Origin of the sequence: Jeotgalibacillus proteolyticus (genome assembly GCF_002926065.1) — a bacterium.
Classification (GTDB): Bacteria; Bacillota; Bacilli; order Bacillales; family Jeotgalibacillaceae; genus Jeotgalibacillus; species Jeotgalibacillus proteolyticus.
On the sequence record NZ_PREZ01000006.1, the window covers coordinates 124418 to 141998 of the forward strand.

18 protein-coding genes are annotated in these 17581 nt (G+C 42.7%); 14 read left to right on the forward strand and 4 right to left on the reverse strand.

What is annotated here, in order from left to right; translation table 11 throughout:
- The first annotated feature begins 82 nt into the window (after positions 1 to 82).
- Positions 83 to 343, forward strand: coding sequence for a GlsB/YeaQ/YmgE family stress response membrane protein (locus C4B60_RS16090; protein WP_104059056.1), 261 nt, complete (start codon positions 83 to 85; stop codon positions 341 to 343).
- Positions 344 to 532: 189 nt separating this feature from the next.
- Entirely contained in the window at positions 533 to 2104 is a 1572-nt protein-coding gene (locus tag C4B60_RS16095) for a histidine kinase N-terminal 7TM domain-containing diguanylate cyclase (protein WP_245154017.1), read from the forward strand.
- 233 nt (positions 2105 to 2337) lie between these two features.
- Here the strand turns inward: C4B60_RS16095 and C4B60_RS16100 are convergent, their stop codons facing one another.
- Positions 2338 to 2955 carry an NUDIX hydrolase gene (locus C4B60_RS16100; RefSeq protein ID WP_104059058.1) on the reverse strand — a complete coding sequence of 206 codons (618 nt, stop codon included), beginning with the start codon at positions 2953 to 2955 and terminating at the stop codon, positions 2338 to 2340.
- A gap of 146 nt (positions 2956 to 3101) precedes the next feature.
- On the opposite strand from C4B60_RS16100, the gene C4B60_RS16105 reads away from it, so the two are divergent.
- On the forward strand, positions 3102 to 4013 hold the full coding sequence (locus tag C4B60_RS16105) for a ferritin family protein (protein WP_135122133.1): 912 nt from the start codon (positions 3102 to 3104) through the stop codon (positions 4011 to 4013).
- Positions 4014 to 4073: 60 nt separating this feature from the next.
- Here C4B60_RS16105 and C4B60_RS16110 read toward each other — a convergent pair whose 3' ends face one another.
- Positions 4074 to 5609: an esterase/lipase family protein gene (locus C4B60_RS16110; protein ID WP_104059059.1), complete on the reverse strand. Its 1536-nt coding sequence runs from the start codon at positions 5607 to 5609 to the stop codon at positions 4074 to 4076.
- Between the two features lie 232 nt (positions 5610 to 5841).
- On the opposite strand from C4B60_RS16110, the gene C4B60_RS16115 reads away from it, so the two are divergent.
- Positions 5842 to 6342 carry a hypothetical protein gene (locus tag C4B60_RS16115; RefSeq protein ID WP_104059060.1) on the forward strand — a complete coding sequence of 167 codons (501 nt, stop codon included), beginning with the start codon at positions 5842 to 5844 and terminating at the stop codon, positions 6340 to 6342.
- A 96-nt stretch (positions 6343 to 6438) separates the two neighbouring features.
- Here the strand turns inward: C4B60_RS16115 and C4B60_RS16120 are convergent, their stop codons facing one another.
- Positions 6439 to 8079 (reverse strand): acyl-CoA dehydrogenase family protein, encoded by a 1641-nt coding sequence (locus C4B60_RS16120; RefSeq protein ID WP_104059061.1) that lies wholly within the window; start codon positions 8077 to 8079, stop codon positions 6439 to 6441.
- 269 nt (positions 8080 to 8348) lie between these two features.
- Here C4B60_RS16120 and C4B60_RS16125 point away from each other — a divergent pair, with 269 nt between their 5' ends.
- From C4B60_RS16125 to C4B60_RS16140, 4 genes are all read left to right on the forward strand, one after another.
- Positions 8349 to 9356 carry a LacI family DNA-binding transcriptional regulator gene (locus tag C4B60_RS16125; protein ID WP_209020103.1) on the forward strand — a complete coding sequence of 336 codons (1008 nt, stop codon included), beginning with the start codon at positions 8349 to 8351 and terminating at the stop codon, positions 9354 to 9356.
- 91 nt (positions 9357 to 9447) lie between these two features.
- Positions 9448 to 10680, forward strand: a complete 1233-nt coding sequence (locus C4B60_RS16130) for an ABC transporter substrate-binding protein (protein ID WP_245154018.1) — start codon at positions 9448 to 9450, stop codon at positions 10678 to 10680.
- A gap of 15 nt (positions 10681 to 10695) precedes the next feature.
- Positions 10696 to 11559 carry a carbohydrate ABC transporter permease gene (locus C4B60_RS16135; RefSeq protein ID WP_104059064.1) on the forward strand — a complete coding sequence of 288 codons (864 nt, stop codon included), beginning with the start codon at positions 10696 to 10698 and terminating at the stop codon, positions 11557 to 11559.
- Positions 11559 to 12380 carry a carbohydrate ABC transporter permease gene (locus C4B60_RS16140; RefSeq protein ID WP_104059065.1) on the forward strand — a complete coding sequence of 274 codons (822 nt, stop codon included), beginning with the start codon at positions 11559 to 11561 and terminating at the stop codon, positions 12378 to 12380. The genes C4B60_RS16135 and C4B60_RS16140 overlap by 1 nt, the downstream gene beginning before the upstream one ends.
- A gap of 81 nt (positions 12381 to 12461) precedes the next feature.
- On the opposite strand, the gene C4B60_RS21890 is transcribed toward C4B60_RS16140, so the two are convergent.
- Positions 12462 to 12593: a hypothetical protein gene (locus C4B60_RS21890; protein ID WP_280632282.1), complete on the reverse strand. Its 132-nt coding sequence runs from the start codon at positions 12591 to 12593 to the stop codon at positions 12462 to 12464.
- A gap of 186 nt (positions 12594 to 12779) precedes the next feature.
- Between C4B60_RS21890 and C4B60_RS16145 the strand changes: the two genes are divergently transcribed.
- The 6 genes from C4B60_RS16145 to C4B60_RS16165 all read left to right on the forward strand — a co-directional run bounded on the left by C4B60_RS16145 (position 12780) and on the right by C4B60_RS16165 (position 17353).
- On the forward strand, positions 12780 to 13274 hold the full coding sequence (locus tag C4B60_RS16145) for a hypothetical protein (RefSeq protein ID WP_104059066.1): 495 nt from the start codon (positions 12780 to 12782) through the stop codon (positions 13272 to 13274).
- Positions 13275 to 13383: 109 nt separating this feature from the next.
- Entirely contained in the window at positions 13384 to 14079 is a 696-nt protein-coding gene (locus tag C4B60_RS16150) for a DUF421 domain-containing protein (protein ID WP_104059067.1), read from the forward strand.
- Between the two features lie 70 nt (positions 14080 to 14149).
- The gene (locus tag C4B60_RS16155) at positions 14150 to 14695 is read left to right on the forward strand and encodes a DUF2179 domain-containing protein (RefSeq protein WP_104059068.1); all 546 of its coding nucleotides are present in this window, start codon (positions 14150 to 14152) and stop codon (positions 14693 to 14695) included.
- A 370-nt stretch (positions 14696 to 15065) separates the two neighbouring features.
- The gene (locus tag C4B60_RS21530) at positions 15066 to 15233 is read left to right on the forward strand and encodes a hypothetical protein (protein ID WP_167578687.1); all 168 of its coding nucleotides are present in this window, start codon (positions 15066 to 15068) and stop codon (positions 15231 to 15233) included.
- A gap of 139 nt (positions 15234 to 15372) precedes the next feature.
- Entirely contained in the window at positions 15373 to 16356 is a 984-nt protein-coding gene (guaC, locus tag C4B60_RS16160) for a GMP reductase (protein WP_104059069.1), read from the forward strand.
- 151 nt (positions 16357 to 16507) lie between these two features.
- Positions 16508 to 17353 (forward strand): aldo/keto reductase, encoded by an 846-nt coding sequence (locus C4B60_RS16165; RefSeq protein ID WP_104059070.1) that lies wholly within the window; start codon positions 16508 to 16510, stop codon positions 17351 to 17353.
- Positions 17354 to 17581: the final 228 nt, after the last annotated feature.

Here is a 17581-nt window from a genome sequence, read left to right on the forward strand (position 1 = left end):
AAGATTTTGAATCTACTTTACATATTTTTATACAAAATGGGGTAGAAGTATAGAAATAGAACAGTTTGAAAGGAGCATTTATATGGGACTTCTTCTTTATTTAATTGTTGGTGGACTAATAGGGTGGCTTGCAGGCTTACTATTAGGAAAAGATGTACCGATGGGCTGTATTGGAAATATTATTGCAGGGATTATCGGATCCTGGATCGCCGGTGAGCTCCTTGGAGGGTTCAGTACCTTTGGACCATCTGTTGCTGGAATTCACATCATACCGGCATTAATTGGCGCCGTCATTTTTGTTTTCATTTTGAGCCTGATTTTGCGGGCAGCGAGAAAAAGATAGAAAAAATAAGAAAAGCTCTGAATGGCTGTACAGTAACAGTACTGCCATTCAGGGCTTTTTTTGATGCTTTTCTGAGTGCACCTATTATTTGGAATTAACTTGAATATAATTAAGAATGATCTATTAAATTCAAGATAAATTGCATATAATTGAGAAAAAGCTGATAGTTTAGTAGCAAATCAGGAGTAGATGGCAATGGTTAATGAGTGGTTAATATATATGCTTGTGATTATTCTAGCAGGCACCTTGAGTTTATTTTTATGTTTATATGTCCAGATAAAAATTAAAGATGGTCCTGGAGTGAAGCCCTACATTTATATGACACTCTTCTCGACGATCTTTATTTTTTCCTATGCCTTTGAGCTTTCAAGCTCTGAACTTGAACAGATCCTTTTTTGGGTGCGTATTCAGTATCTTTTTATGCCGTTTATTCCAGCTTTTATTCTGCTCATGTGTGTTGAATATGCAGGTCATAAAATAAAACCATGGATAACCTACTGTTTGTTCATACTCCCGATTACGACAATCTTTATGCATAATACGAATAATCTTCATCAGCTTTACTATACGTCTGCAGAGCTTCGAAGTGATGCGCCATTTCCCGTTTTGTCGCTTCAGTACGGACCCTGGTTTTACGTCCATTCTATTTTTGTTTTATTGTGCGTAGTCATGGGTGTAATCATTTTAATTATGAAAATGAGAAGATCCCTTTTTCGTTTTCGCATGCAGCTTTTGACGATGACAGTTGGCCTTTTGATGCCGATCCTTGGGAATTATTTTTATTTAAATGATCTGAGTCCACATGGAATTGACCTTGGTCCTGTGTCAATGAGTGCTTCATTTCTGCTTCATGCAGCTGCCATTATTTCCTTTCAAATGTTCAATGTCGGGCCTATTGCAAGGGACACCGTATTTGAAAGCATGAAGGATGGGGTTATGGTGCTTAATCAAAATGAGGTCATCGTTGACTTTAACCGGGCGATGGGAGATGTTCTTTCTTCGCTCTCCCAGCAGGTAATTGGAAAACCGATAAAAAAGGTCCTGCGTAATCATCCAGAGCTTTTCAATATGATTGAGCAGGAAGCGGAGGGTGATATTCAGCTTGTTGTGGGAGTAAAGAAATCTTATTTTCATATCCGATTCACTCCTGTATGGAATAAAACAGAGTTACTAGGCAAGATTATTACGTTCGTTGATGTGAGTGAGAGAGTGCATATTCAGCAAAGGCTCGAACAGCTCGCAAGTACGGATGGACTTACCAATTTATTCAACCGCACATCGTTTATCACGCAGGCTGAAGCAGCATTCAGCGCTGCTGATCAAAATCATGACGCAATTTCCGTTATTATGTTTGATATTGATTATTTTAAAGCGGTCAATGATACGTATGGGCATGGAGCAGGGGATGCCGTTCTCACAACCACAGCAAAAACGGCGAAGAACACCCTTCGCCCCGGGGATGTGATCGGACGGTATGGAGGAGAGGAATTTGTCATCTGCCTCCCCCACACTTCACAGGAAGAAGCACGTGATCTCGCAGAAAAGATCAGAATAACTATTGCAGATAGCATCATCCATTTAGATGGAAATTCTATAAATGTCACTTCAAGCTTTGGCGTCTCCTCTGCTCTTTTGAGGGAAGGCGACCATAGCCATTCGCTTCACTCCCTGATGAAGGAAGCAGACATGGCGCTTTATGAAGCTAAAAGAAACGGCAGAAATTATGTGCAAGCATATAGTGAAGCCGTGGAAATGATGTAAAATTTAAAGAGCTTGGGACATTACTAAACTATGTGAGTATACATTTCATGAATACTCGTTTAAAAACGTGAGGGCAACGGAGCTTAAGGGGGCGACTCCTGCTTAGAGGAAGCGGGAGCTTGAGATCCACTTGCGAAGCAAGTTAGCGAAGGGTCCCATCCCGCGGAAAGCGTCCCCCTGAAGCGGAGTGAACCCGACAAAGGAGTTGAGACACACATTTGTCTCAACCCTTTTTACATTTTTAAGTTCTTTATAAATTCGTTTACAATCCGCGCCGTCAGCCCCCAAATAACCCTGCCTTCATAATGGTAAAAATACTCCTTGTACTGGCGCGTCTGCCAGTTGTATTCCCGGCCATTTGCAATGAGCTCATAAGGAAATCCATCCGCAGGCTTTACCTCTACATTAATCAGATGAGTATCAGGCTCCGTTGACAGAAAGTAAGTTAGAGGAACTGTAAATACTTCCTCTACCTCTGCAGGATTAGGGCGTTGAATCGCTTCCGGTCTAATAAACCCGACAAATGTTGCAATCGTCATGCCAAAAGGAGACACGAGTGTGCCAAACGGAAAAACGTCTGTGATGGCTTCACTGCCAATATTCAGCTCTTCTCTTGCCTCACGCACAGCTGCCTCAAGACTTCCTTCATCCTCCCTGTCTACCCGTCCGCCCGGAAAGCATACTTCTCCCGGCTGCCTGCGCATTGAATGAGCACGGACTTCAAATAGCAGATGAAGCTCGTTGTTTTTTTGGACCAGGGGAATTAGAATCGCATACTTCTTCATGCTTTCTTCCCCTAAAATAACAGGCTGATGATCTTGCATCTTTTGGATAATCGTATGCTGATCCATGCTCTCCCCCCATGCTTTTCTTTTTACTATATCAAAGCCTGATAATAAATACGGGTTTGAACGCTTTTCTTATACTCTGTATCACAAGTGAAAATATGTATACATAAAATAATTAGAATTTAGGGGGAAAAGGAGGACTTCAGACTGTGTATACAAAAGAAAATTCGTACAGTGCTGCTACGGAGTATTACCGGCAGCTGAATGATTCACAATTAGCAAATGATATTCTAAAAGCTATTAATGGAGAATATTCAGCAATCGCCTGCTACCAGAGAATGGCCGGTCTAGCTCCTGTACAAGAGGAGAGCAATCGTATTCTTGAGATCCAACAGGATGAAAGACGTCATTTTGAAGAATTCAGTACAATTTACATGAATTTGACTGGGGTGCAGCCCACACCACAACTGAATGAAGGTTGCCATGACACATATAGAGATGCCCTGACATTTGCCTTTAAAGACGAACAAGAAACAGTTGATTTTTATTTAGATTTGGCAGACAGGGCGCAAAATCCACATATTAAGCAAGTGTTTAAAAGAGCTGCTGCAGATGAACAAAATCACGCTGTTTGGTTTTTGTTTCTTTCCAGGGATCCGGAAAGAACTAGTACAAAACGTCAAAATGATTTCGGTGCGGTTGGTGCATTAAACGCTCAAACTTTAACCCTTCCTCAAATGCTTACCTATGCTATGCAGGATGAGTATTTAGCACAGGCAAGATACGATGCTATTTTAGCTGCATTTGGGTATATTCCAACATTTTATCAAATTAAAGAAGCGGAACTAAGACATATTGCAGCGCTGAATGCTTTATTTGAACGCTATCAGATTCCGATGCCTGAAAATATCGCTCAAACCCTCGTTAGCACCCCTGAAATAGTGAAAAATGCTTTCGCTGCGGGTGTTCAGGGAGAGATTGACAATATCGCGATGTATGATAAGTTTCTTACCTACGAACTTCCCGCTGATCTTAGCATAGTATTTAATCAGCTAAGAAATGCCTCACGAAATCATCTCGCTGCCTTCGAGAAAGGACTTGGAAGAGAATTTACTAGTTAGCTCTTTCTCCAGAAAACCCCCCTAGCCAAAAGGAGGGCTTTTCTTTTTTTATTTAAAAACTTAATAAGCATCCCCTAACTCATCAACGTAAACAGATTTAATCATTGTCCGCTGGAATGGCTGGCCGGATGGCGTTACTCCTTCTACCTCCACCGTCATATTATACGTACCTTCTTTTTCAGGAAGCCTTACGCTCGTTCCTCCCCTCTGTTTAAATCGCTGAATGCTCTGTCCGAAATTTTTATTGTCTCTTCCATTTCCAGGAATAAACGCGATATCAGCGAAAACCTTAGCAGAGGAATGGGCTAAAGCACCATGACCGGTTTTTAAACTCCAGCGCTTCTTGTTGTTATCCGGTGTAAGCGCCAATTGATCATTTAGGGAAGAATCAAATGTAACCATCAATGCGTAGGCCGAAGGTCCGGATGAAATCGTCTGAGCCTTCCACTCGCCTGATTCAGGCTTATCAATTTCAATAATATGATGCCAAGCACCCTGGAAAAACATTGTCTCATCCGCTGTTGCCGTTACCGAAAATACTTCATGCGCAGATTGTCCAGGTTTAGTGAGCAAAATCTCCGTATGCGGAGTAGCGCTAAGCCAGTTAAGGACGAGCTTTTCTGCTTCATTTTCCACATAAAACGTTTCCGCTGCTACCCCGTCCTGATTGCCACCTCTCACCAGAACATCAAGTGCTGGCTCCTCTTCCGGTTCAGCATACTGAGTGAGCCCTGCTATAGCCGGCGCTTGCTGCTGGGTTAAAAAGCGCTGAAAAAGAGGGAATGTGTTGACTCCCTTATTTACTTCATCATGATTCCAGCTGCCTACCCCAAGGGTTGATCCATACGGAAGAAGTGAGCTGGCAACTGAAACTGCACCATCACTTGGTCCGGATATGAAAGCACCTCCGTACCAATAGCTGCTGAATATAGGGCCTGCTCTGTTTCCTGCAAGGGTCAGGTAGCGATTTTGATTGACCTCGGGGCGATTGTCTGTGATGGAGCGAAAATAATTCATCGTGCCTGTCTGAAGGCTTTGGGTTCCTTCACTGTTTTGACCAATTAACTCTGCAAGCCATCCAAGCGTCGTGCTATTAGCAAGGTCGGCAAGCTCGCTCCCATGATGAGGCGATCCAAGGGTTATCACATTTGATACAAGCGGATGCTTGCCTTCGTGAATAAGTGCTACCTGTGTATCAACGCCCCCCTTGCTGAACGCAACAATCACAAGCTTCTTTCCTCCAAAATAAGAAGAAACAGATTCAAGCTGACCTGCAAGCATGGCTCCATTATCCCAATAGCTTTTAGGTGTTCCTCCTGAATCATTCAGCTCAACAAAGGCTGTTTGATAGCCAGCCTGAAAAGCTCTGTTATACATATCATTATTGACATACCAAAGTGCTGAATCATTGTTTAAGCCCTGGACAAACACAACGACCGGCTTATTTGGGTCAAGTCCCGGCGGTTCGGTTCCAATACTTATTGTCCCTGGCACAAGCGAATTGCCAGGCGGATTAAATCCCCCTCCAGAGACGGCAGACGGAACGGTTATCGAAAACATGAGCATAGCAGCAAGTACCGATATTCGTTTTCTCATACAGTCCACTCCTTTTCCGCAAGTCAGCTTGCTGGAAATTCCAGTCAAGTAATGACTTCGACTTCCCTGGCAGAAAACCCTTTAAGTAGTTGCCCAGCAAAAGTGAGCTTTTTATGCGATTATTTGATCTGCATTCTGTCATACCCTGTCTGTTTGAGTAATTTCTTTTCATTTTTTGTTGAATTTCGTTCATAATAGTAAGTATAAGAGAGAACGTGAGAGGAGGAGCGAAATGAACATTTCGAAGGTCGATTTTTACTTTGGCGCACTGCTGTCACAGCTGGTTAATCGGGGATTTTCTCCTGTCATGAAAGAAAGCGGGCATGACAGAAGAATTTATGCATTGGAAAATGAGACAGGAAGCTATTTGATCTATGCCAAGTATTCCTTTACTCCTCGTCCTAAAAGGGATTCAAAAATCTGGACCTTTTCCTTTTACGACAGCGAGCTTGAAAAAACGCTTCGGCAGCAGAATGGCAGCAGGTATTTATTCGCCTTTATCTGCGGGGAAGAGGATCTTGCCAATTCAGAAATCATTCTCCTAACTGAAAGCGAAGTGACGGAGTGCATCAGCTCTCCTTTATCTACAAGCAAATGGCTGACTATTGAAATGGCCGATCGCAAGCGTTCCCTGATTATCAGAGGAAATGCTCATACGAAGCGGACTCAATCCCTGAGAATTCCCCGCTCAACGGATCAGCGGCTTGAGGATCTGCCAACCTTATTGTTTTAGTCCATTAACGGTTCCTTTTCGACAGAATGTTTCACGTGAAACAAAAAGCACTTCAGCTGAGTCACTTTGTACTCCTGAAGTGCTTTTTTCTCTTTTTTAATCCATAATCAGCCCAAAGCTTTCGACACAGAGAATGCCTTCATCCAGCTCATCCTTTTCCCAAAGAGACATTCTGAATATATCAGCAATGGCCTTCTCACGCTCGGTTTCCGCCCTCTCATAAGCATGTACGACCATAAGCAGATCAGCCATTCGCCTGGCAATTTTACGGGCGTGATAGGTCTGGTGATCCTCACTGAGAGAAGTTAATTTCACTAGCATATCCTTCAAGGACTGAATTTTTTCATTGATCTGCTCTGCCGCATGAGAATCTGTCCCAATCGTCATTCGATTAATCAAATCATCGAAAAACAACTGATGGACATTAAATTTTTTAATTAATCTCATTACCTCAAGTGCCAGTATATTTTCTGTTCCTTCCCATACAGTCAGCACCTGGGCGTCCCGCAGCAGCCGGGGTGTCACAAAATCCTCAATATAGCCGTTGCCTCCATGGAGCTCAATGGCTGTATGGGAAAAATCAATGGCTTCCTCTGCAGTTCTTGCTTTTATTAATGCGATATAAAGCCGGTTTAAAGCGATTTCGTCAAGGGATATATCCACATCACCCGAAGCGACCCGCTCAAACAGCTCAATGGATTCAAACAAAGCCGACAGCTGTACTTCAAAACGGGCCTGCAGCTGGACAACGGTTTCCTGAACCATTGGAAAATCAATCAGGTATTTGCCAAATGATTCGCGGCTGCTTGCATATTCGTAGCCTTCTTTTAATGCACGTTTCATAATTCCGAGAGAAGCGGTGCTATTGCAGATCCGCGATAAATTGAGTGCTTCCATCATGTAATAAAAGCCGCGGTCAGGGTTCCCTACTAAATAAGCCTCAGCCCCATCAAACTCTACCTCTCCTGAAGGTACAGCCCTGACGCCAAGCTTATCCTTAAGCCTCCTGATTCTCACACCGTTGAGACTTCCATCTTCCTTCTTCCACGGTACGATAAATAGACTCAGACCCGAGGTTCCCTCCGGCGCTCCCTCCAATCTCGCAAGAACCGCTGCAACGCCTGCCTGCCCTGCGTTAGAGGCGAAATATTTTTCACCAAATAAGCGGTAGCGCTCTCCGGCCTCTACTGCCCGAACCTCGTTTGCCCCTACATCTGAACCTCCCTGCCGTTCAGTCAAAAAGGTGGCGCCTTCAAAAAGCTCCGATTCACCTGTTGACAGAACATGTGGTAAAAACCGCTCCTTCAACTCCTCATCAGCAAAATGATCCAGTAAATAAGCAACCGCCATTGTCAGCGTGACAGGACAGTAAAATCCCGGTTCAATCTGGGAAAGAATATATCCTTGAGCGTAGCTGTAAAGATAATTCCCCTTTTCTTCAAGCTCTGGAATCGCTTTATGGTTATAGCCGACAATACCGGTATTATAGGTATCACGAACAGTATTCTTATAGCCTTCATTTACCCAAACCTCAGACACCTCTTCCCCGAATCTATCATAACGGATCAGCCTCGGCTGTCCTTCCCGGTCGGTGTGAGCAGCTCTTTCATCAAACTCCCAATAACATTTTTTATAAAAGGATTGCAGCTCTCTTTCAGCATATTCGTATAATCCAGGAGAAAGCTTTTTTTGCAGAATTGAAAGAAGTACTTTTTCCTGTGTTGCAAATGCGGACATACCTATTCGCCTCCTTAAAACGCTCAACTAGTGTAATGGATGTTTTTCCTGATTATTCTAAACTCTCATAATTTTACTCTATCGTTACTAGAATAGGCAGTCAACTTTACCGGTCTTTTTTATAACTAACAAATTTTAAATTCCATAATATAATAAACAGTTTTGCAGCAGGCTCTTTCCAGTGAGGGTTACCGTGTAATAGATACCATTGACAAATTTTCTGACAAATGATTTAATTACGAAAACGTTTACGTTAAGGAATGATGCGTTTGAACAAGCCTACGATTAAAGATGTAGCAAAGGAGGCGAAAGTGTCTATTGCTACAGTTTCAAGGATTTTAAATAACAGCACCGGCTACTCTGAAACAACGAAACAGCATGTGTTAGAAACCATTGACCGGTTGGGCTATTCTCCAAACGCCATCGCACGGGGCCTGATTAATAAACAGAGCAATACGATTGGCGTTTTATTTCCTGATGTATCAGGTCTGATCAGCGCTGAGCTTTTGCAGGGCATTGAGGAAGCATCTCACACCCGCGGCTTTAGTGTAATAGTCTGCAAAACCGATTCTGATGGCAAAAAAACACTCGATTTTTTGCGGCTGCTTCAGGAAAAGCAAGTGGAGGGCATAATTTTTACCAGCCAGTTTCTCACGAAGGAGTTTGCGGCTTTTATCGAAAAGATGGCTGTTCCAGTTATTACCGTATCCTCATACTCTGAGCAGGACAACATCCCCTCGGTAAAAGTGGATGATGAAGCAGCCGCCTATGATGCGGTCCGTTATTTAATCGACTGTAACCATACAGAAATCGGTATGCTCAGCGGCCCTCCCACCGATCCGTTAGCAGGTGCTCCGCGGATTGCAGGCTATAAAAGAGCGATACTGCAAGCGAATATTCCTTACGATGAAACCAAGGTCGCCTGGGACAAAGGCTTTTACTTTGAACACGGACAACTGGCATTTGAGAAGCTCTATGCGCTCCACCCCGATCTTACGGCTATATTTGCTGCAAGTGACGAGCTTGCTGTAAGCGCTATCTCAAGTGCGTATAAATACGGCCTTCGTATACCAGAGGATTTATCCATCATCGGATATGACGATACAAGACTTGCAAAGATGGCAAGCCCCCCGTTAACAGCCGTATCACAGGGCTTTGAAAGCATGGGAATGAAAGCCGCCGAGCTATTGTTTCAGGCAATTGAAACCGGAACACAAGGCAATGGAGAGAAGATTAAGCACCGGATTATTGAAAGGAACTCAGTGAAAAAACACTAGCTTCCTTCTTTTTTAGGCGTTTTACGTAAACGTTTACTGTTACATGGTTAAGTTATATTTTTAGCTTTTAGTAGAAAGGAGTTTTGGAATGATGAACTGGAAAACAGCCTCTTTTGCTATAGGTTTTTCTTCAATCATGCTTTTAGCTGGCTGTGGAGATCAACCAGCTGAGGATGGTGTGGTTGAGCTTGAGCTTTTCTCCAATAAAACAGAAAACATTGGTACATATCAGGGCCTGATTGAAAAATTTGAAGCAGAGCATGACAATATTCGTGTCAATCTTTACGCTCCACCTGATGCAGAAACTTTATTAAGGACAAGGCTTGTTAAGGATGATATGCCGGATATCGTGGCGATCGCCGGAAGTGCTTTATATGGTGAACTGACACAGGCCAATATGCTGGTTAACTATGAAGAGAGCCCGATGCTTAACAATATTCAGCCGGCTTATCTCGAGATGCTCAGCGAACTTGAAGGCAACGAGTCAACCGGCATTCACGGTGTCCCTTTTGCCGCAAATGCCAATACAGTTATCTATAATAAGGAAAAGCTTGCTGACCTTGGTTATGAGGTGCCTGAGACCTGGGATGAATTTATTGAGGTACTAACTGCTGCAAAGGAAGCGGGAGAAGTTCCGATTTACTTTACGCTGCAGGATGCCTGGACGGCAATGCCGGCCTGGAACTCAATCGCAGGTGTACTGCAGCCTGAACAATTTGCTGAACGGAAAACAAATGGGGAACTCACCTTTAAAGAAACCCACGCCGAAGCAGCTGAAAAGATCCATGAGCTTTTAGATTACGGGCATAACCGAATGTATGGGATTGGGTATAATGACGGCAACCGTGAATTTGCCCAGGGTAACGGCGTGTTCTATTTTCAGGGAAACTGGGCAGTGCCTGAAATTCTGACCACCAACCCTGACCTTGACCTTGGCGTCTTTGCCATGCCTGTTTCAAATGAGCCGGAAGAAAACAAGCTAGTTTCAGGAGTCGATGTTCTTTTTGCCACCATGCAGGACACCGAGTATCCGGAAGAAGCAGAGGCGTTTATCTCCTTCATGCTGGAGGAAGAACAGTCAGCCCAATATATGGAGGAGCAGGCCGCTTTTTCTGTACTTGAAGGTGTACTCTCCGACGATCCTTACATGGAAGGCATTCGCCAGAACTTTGAAAATGGAGAAATAACAAGCTTCCCTGATCATTTTTATCCACCTGGAATGGGTGCTGAAAATATGATCCAGGAATATTTATACCGCGGGGATGCAAACAGCTTTCTTAATCGCTTAGACCGTGAATGGGACCAGATCCAACTGAGGTTCTAGAAAGGAGCCAGAATGATGAAATCTAAACAGCGTGCTTATTTACTTATGACCATTCCCGCAGTGGCTTTATTTTTCTTATTCCATACCTTTCCCCTGCTGCAGGGCGTATTTTACAGCTTTACAAACTGGCGGGGCTATGGAGATTGGGAATTTGTCGGATTATCCAATTATTTTAATGTTTTTCAGGATATGCGTGCCTGGAGCGCTTACGGATTTACGTTCCAGTTTGCCATTGTCTCCACACTTCTTGTCAATCTTTTCAGTCTGCTCGTGGCTCTTGGCCTTAACGCCAATATTAAGTTTCAAAAAACGCTGCGGGCGATTTATTTTCTGCCAAATATCCTGAGTATTTTGATCGTTGGATTTATTTTTCAATTTATTTTTACGCTCTTTCTGCCCCAGCTTGCCACCCTAATTGGGGTAGAGGCGCTTTCAACGAATATTTTAGGAAGCCCTGACCACGCCTGGATTGGTGTCGTTATTATGGCTGTATGGCAGGCTGTTGCCTTTAATACGATTTTGTATCTTGCCGGCCTTCAAACTGTTCCTGCAGAAGTTTTTGAAGCAGCATCTATCGACGGAGCAAACCCGTGGCAGCGCTTTTGGAAAATAACATTTCCAATCATCGCTCCCTTCTTTACGATTAATATGGTTCTTGCGTTAAAAACCTTTTTAATGGTATTTGACCATATCATCGCTCTCACCGGCGGAGGACCTGGATATTCAACAGAATCTATTTCTGTCCTCATTTACCGCGGAGGCTTTGAAGGTGGACAGTTCGGCTATCAATCAGCGAATGCTGTTATCTACTTTATCGTGATCGTGGCTCTATCAATCTTTCAATTGCGTGTTTTGCAAAAACGGGAGGTGCAGCAGTAATGAAGCGCAAAAAAACTAATTGGCTCATCACAACACTCCTGATCTTCGGGACACTGCTTATCTTATTCCCACTTTATTTAACGATCACAATTGCGTTAAAAACACCGCAGGAGATGGGAGAACCACTTTTATCTCTGCCGAACGAATGGCGTTTTCAAAACTTTCTTGACGCCATCGAGCTGACAAATTTCTATAATGCTTTCTTAAACAGCTTTATCGTGACAGCTTGTGTGGTGATTTTAACCGTTTTAACAAATTCTCTTGTTTCCTATGCAATTGCACGTAATATGCATAAGGGATTTTATAAGGCGCTGTTCTACTATTTCGTCAGTGCTATGTTTGTTCCATTTCCTATCATTATGCTTCCGCTGGTCAGGCAGACAGCGGTATGGAATATGGACAATTTGGTGGGGCTGATCTTCCTTTATATTGTTTTTCAGCTGTCATTTAACGTTTTCATCTATGTAGGATATATTAAATCCATCCCAATAGAGCTTGAGGAAGCAGCTGTTATGGACGGCGGCAACTCGTGGAGCATCTTCTGGAAGGTAATCTTCCCGCTTCTCGGTCCTATGAATGCAACGGTCGCCATTTTAACAGCCCTTTATGCCTGGAATGACTTTATGCTTCCACTCGTGATCCTCACTGATCCAAGTGATGCAACGCTGCCGCTCACGCAGTACATTTTCCAGTCAGAATTCAGTACGAACTACAACCTTGCATTTGCCTCCTATCTTCTTGCGATGCTCCCAATGATTATTGTTTATGTCATTGCTCAGCGCTGGATTATCGGAAATGTTACACGCGGGGCAGTAAAGTAAACTTAAAAAAGAAGAGGCGCCGCATGCCTCTTCTTTTTTGCTGCTATACTATTGAGTAAGATTTGTTTTGTTATCTATGATTTAATGGCAGAGAGCACCCATCAGAGGGGCTACAGCGGAGGTTCCTTTTCCGAAGATTGGTCCTGTCACTACGCCAAGCATAAGGATGATGGTTATTTTTAAAATAAAAGAACTCCCTACATACTTTTTCATTAAAGTCCTCCCCCTTTCTCTCCATAATTAAATTAGAATCCATTAAAAATGCACTGGTATAGTCGGAATTAAATGTATAACAGGAAGAGACTGGTGTCAAGAGCCTTGCTTTTTAGAAAAAGTTGATTTCCAGACAAACCTGTTTTGAGCTGCATGAATAAACTTACATAAGAAAGAGGTGTAAAAATGATTAATTTTAAGGCGTTTGAAGGAACGGTCATTGATATTCGTGATTTTGTAACCGGCCAAAACAATGCGACAGAAGGCTGCGATAAATTTATTTCTGTCGTAAATGATACTGGGTCACAGGTTAATTTTGTTGTCACTCCCTCTACCTACTTTGTCGATCACACAATGGTCTCAGTTGGTGACCGTGTGAACGGCTACTATGACGCCAACACCCCTGTCATCATGATTTATCCTCCGCAATATGCAGCGCTGGTCATGGTGAAAAACAGCACTAATCAGCAGGTAAAAGCAGACTTTTTTAATGCTCAGCTCATAAGCAGTGACGGACAATTGCAGCTCACCCCCGGTCCTTATACACAGGTACTCCTAGCAAATGGGCAGGCCTTTTCAAGAAGCCCGGCGAACCGGAACTTAATTGTCGTCTATGGACCATCCACTAAAAGCATTCCTGCTCAGACTACTCCATACAGGATTATTGTGTGGTGCGGGTGAATACATTAATCCTCCAAATGCTGGAGGATTTTTTTGTGAGCGGGTATCAGGCTTTTTTATTTTGGAAAGGATTAGATTAGTAACTTTTTTAGATTAGGAGGAATAAATAGTGGAGCTGCTGCAAGTATCTTTCAAGCTTGTTATTGGATTTTTATTATTATTTCTCCTTATTAGGATCATCGGAAAAAAGTTAATTGACCAATTAACTCCCTTTCATTTTATTGCTGCGATTGTTCTCGGAGAACTATTGGGTAATGCTGTTTATAATCATAATGTCCCAATCTTTCATGTCGTTGTAAGTGTCTCTGTATGGGGCATCCTACTATTTTTGGTGGATTTCCTTGCTCAAAAATCCATGTTTTTAAGGGAAAAATTTGAAGGAAAACCCTCTATGGTGATTCGGAATGGTCAAATTGATTTTGACCAGCTAAAAAGCTGCCGCATGAATCTCAATCAGCTGCAAAGCTTACTCAGGCAAAGCGAAACATTTTCTATTCGTGAAGTTGCGTTTGCATTTATTGAAGCCAACGGCTCCATCAGTATATTAAAGAAAGCACAATACCAAAAGACAACCTTAGAGGATTTAAATATTCCCCCTGAACCTGTTTATTTGCCAATGACACTTATAAAAGATCGGAAGCTGGACAAAGAAAATCTGGCGGAGCTAAAAAAAGATGTTCACTGGTTAACGAAAGAATTAAAAGCTAAAGGGATTTTTTCAATAGAAGAGGTGCTGCTTGCGGAATGGCTGGAGGGTGATGGTCTTTTAGTTATCCCCCATTCCCCTTCAAACAAAAACAGATAATGGTAATAGTTGTATTATGAACCTTCTTCCTGTTAAACTAGATTGAATGTTTTAGAAGGAAGGTGAGAGGATGCTTAATGCGCTCATCATTTTCGTTGCCCAGCTGATATTTGTTCCTGTTTTAACCCTGCGAACAATTACGATGGTCAAAGGAATGAAAGAAAAAGCAGCAGCTCTAGGTATACTTGAAGGGTTTATTTACGTCATTGCATTGGGAATTGTCTTTAGTGACTTATCCAATTATTTAAATATGGTTGCCTACGCTCTAGGTTTTGGGATCGGCCTTTATTTAGGCCAGATTCTCGAGCAAAAGCTTGCGATCGGCTTTGTTTCAATAGAAGTAAATATCACGAGCAAGAACGAAGAATTAATCAAAAATCTTCGGGAGGAAGGCTTTAGTGTTTCGACTTCTGAGGTGGAAGGCATGCACCAGGCCAGAAGGTACCGTCTGGATTGCACAGCCCGCCGCGATCGCGAGAAGGAATTTATTACGATTGTCAGCACGCATGAACCAAGTGCCTTCATCGTTTCCTACGAGCCCCGTAACTTTAAAGGCGGCTATATTACAAAAGCCATGAGAAAGAACAGAAAGAATAAAGAGAGCAAGGCTGTATAATAAAAATGACCTGGGACATTGAGTCCAGGTCATTTTTTTATTCAAAGCTTCTTCCATTACTTCTTATTAATAGACCGGACCAAGATTAAGTTCCAGTTAGATGTAATTGTAAATAGCCATTTACATTCACATGCTATGATGAAATTGGGTCATAGCGATATGAAAAAAGCACCCTGCCAAATAGACAGAGTGCTTCCCGATTATTTGCGGCGTTAGACCACGCTCCACAACGTGTTCCCCAAAGGGAGTGCCTGTCCGTCTTACGCAAATGAGCTCATCGCGTATACAACAATAGCTTATATTGATCAAAGGGTCAAGGTTTTTCGCAACTGACTGCGCAGCGCCTGCGATACCTTTTAAGGAGGAGCTTATGACAAAGGTTGTACATATACTGTCAGCTGTTACGATTCTGATCATGCTTTTATTACTTTTTAACAAAATTACACCAAGTGTATTTATACTCATATTCGTGCCAGCAAGCTTAGCTATACTTACAGCAGGTGTCCTTGAGTTTAAAAAAGCAATGACACAAAGCTAGCTGAATGGCCTCTTGCAAATGAAGTAAATATAAAAAAACAAAAAACTTTGACATCATTCAGAAAATCTTGTAAATTACGTTATGTACGAACATTATTTAAATGTATTACTATAATATTCGTTTTTAGGAGAGTTGAAGGATGGATAATGTATTTGATTATGAAGATATTCAATTAGTTCCGGCAAAATGTGTTGTTGACAGCCGCTCAGAATGTGATACCTCAGTGAAATTTGGTAAACATACCTTTAAACTGCCTGTGGTTCCGGCAAATATGCAGACGATTATTGATGAAAAAATTGCAACTTACTTAGCCCAAAATCAATATTTTTATATTATGCACCGCTTTGAGCCCGAAAAGAGAATTTCCTTCATTAAAGATATGCAGGAGCGCGGCCTGATCACTTCAATCAGTGTAGGCGTGAAAGAAGAAGAATACACCTTTGTTGAACAGCTGGCAAAGGAGCAGCTTGTTCCGGATTATATCACGATTGATATTGCTCACGGCCACTCGAATGCAGTCATTCGAATGATCCAGCATATTAAAACACATCTGCCTGAAAGCTTCGTTATTGCAGGAAATGTCGGCACACCTGAAGCAGTCAGAGAATTAGAGCATGCGGGAGCAGACGCAACTAAGGTTGGAATTGGCCCAGGAAAGGTTTGCATTACGAAAATCAAAACAGGCTTTGGCACAGGCGGCTGGCAGCTGGCAGCTCTTCGCTGGTGCGCGAAAGCAGCAAGCAAGCCAATCATAGCAGATGGCGGAATCCGTACGCACGGTGATATTGCAAAATCCGTTCGGTTCGGCGCATCCATGGTAATGATCGGATCGCTGTTTGCCGGTCACGAGGAATCCCCTGGCGTTACTTTTGAAAAAGACGGAAAGCTATTTAAGGAATATTTCGGCTCCGCCTCTGAATTCCAAAAAGGCGAAAAGAAAAACGTTGAAGGCAAAAAAATGTTCGTCGAGCATAAAGGCGCTCTTCAGGATACACTGACTGAAATGGAGCAGGATCTTCAGTCCTCTATTTCCTATGCAGGCGGAGATAAGCTTGAAGCAATCCGCACTGTGGATTATGTGATCGTGAAGAATTCGATTTTTAATGGAGATAAGGTGTACTAAATAAACCTATTTAACTTCCGGGCTGCCCTCTTTAGTAAAAGAGGGCGGCTTTTATTTATTGTCGAAAATTACTTTCCTCAATACAGGCAGTAAAGGTTTACCTGGTTACAGAAAAAGGAATTGTTTTATAAAAAACGAAAAGGTGATTCCTATGATTGAAACATCAATACCTGCATGGAAAATGCATGATGGCTACTCTATTCCCTCAGTAGGCTTTGGCACACACTCATTGAAGGGTGAAAGAGGTGTAAAAGCCATTTCTTCCGCAATTGAAAATGGCTTCCGTCTGCTTGATACAGCCATCCGTTATGATAATGAAGGAACAGTCGGGGAAGCGGTCAGACGCTCCGGTGTTCCTAGAGAGGAATTATTTTTAACCTCCAAGCTTCGCGCACAGTACTATCAGTTTGACGAAGCACTCGAAATGATAGAGGAATCCCTTTTACGGGCTGGACTTGAGTATTGGGATTTATTTCTTTTGCACTGGCCGAACCCAAAGCAGGATCAATATGTGGAAGCCTGGAAAGCGCTTATCCAGGCACAAAAAAATGGCTGGGTCCGGTCAATTGGCGTATGTAATTTCATGCCAGAGCATCTTGATCGTCTCGTTGAAGAAACTGGTGTAAAACCTGTAATTAATCAAATTGAGCTCCATCCTTACTTTTCACAGGAGGAGCAACGTGCTTATGACAGCAGCCATGATATTCTGACACAAGCCTGGAGCCCCCTTGGCCGAGCGGGGGATGTGCTGCAGGATGAGGTTTTACGTAAGATCGCTGAAGAAAAAGACAAATCTGTAGGTCAAATCATTTTACGCTGGATTTATCAGCTCGATACCGTCTCCATTCCCCGCTCCTCAAATCCTGAGAGGCAAAAGCAGAATCTCTCAATCTTTGATTTTGAACTAAATGCGGAGGAAATGGAGAAGATTAATGGGTTAACGAAGGTGAATGGGCGGATGAATGACCAGGATCCGCGGGAGTATGAGGAGTTTTGACTAAATAACGTTAAAAGCTGTCCACCTGATTCAGGAGGACAGCTTTTTTCAATACTTTTATCTATGATAATCTCTTAGCCTCTACTCCTGATCTTCTAAATCAAATACAGCCGCCACGATCTATCAATCGAAATAAAACTTTAGCCACCGAGTTCCTTCTTCCTTAAACTGTAACCACTGCTGTTGTCATTGTAAGAATAGCGCCTTACACCCTCGCAATATAGTTAG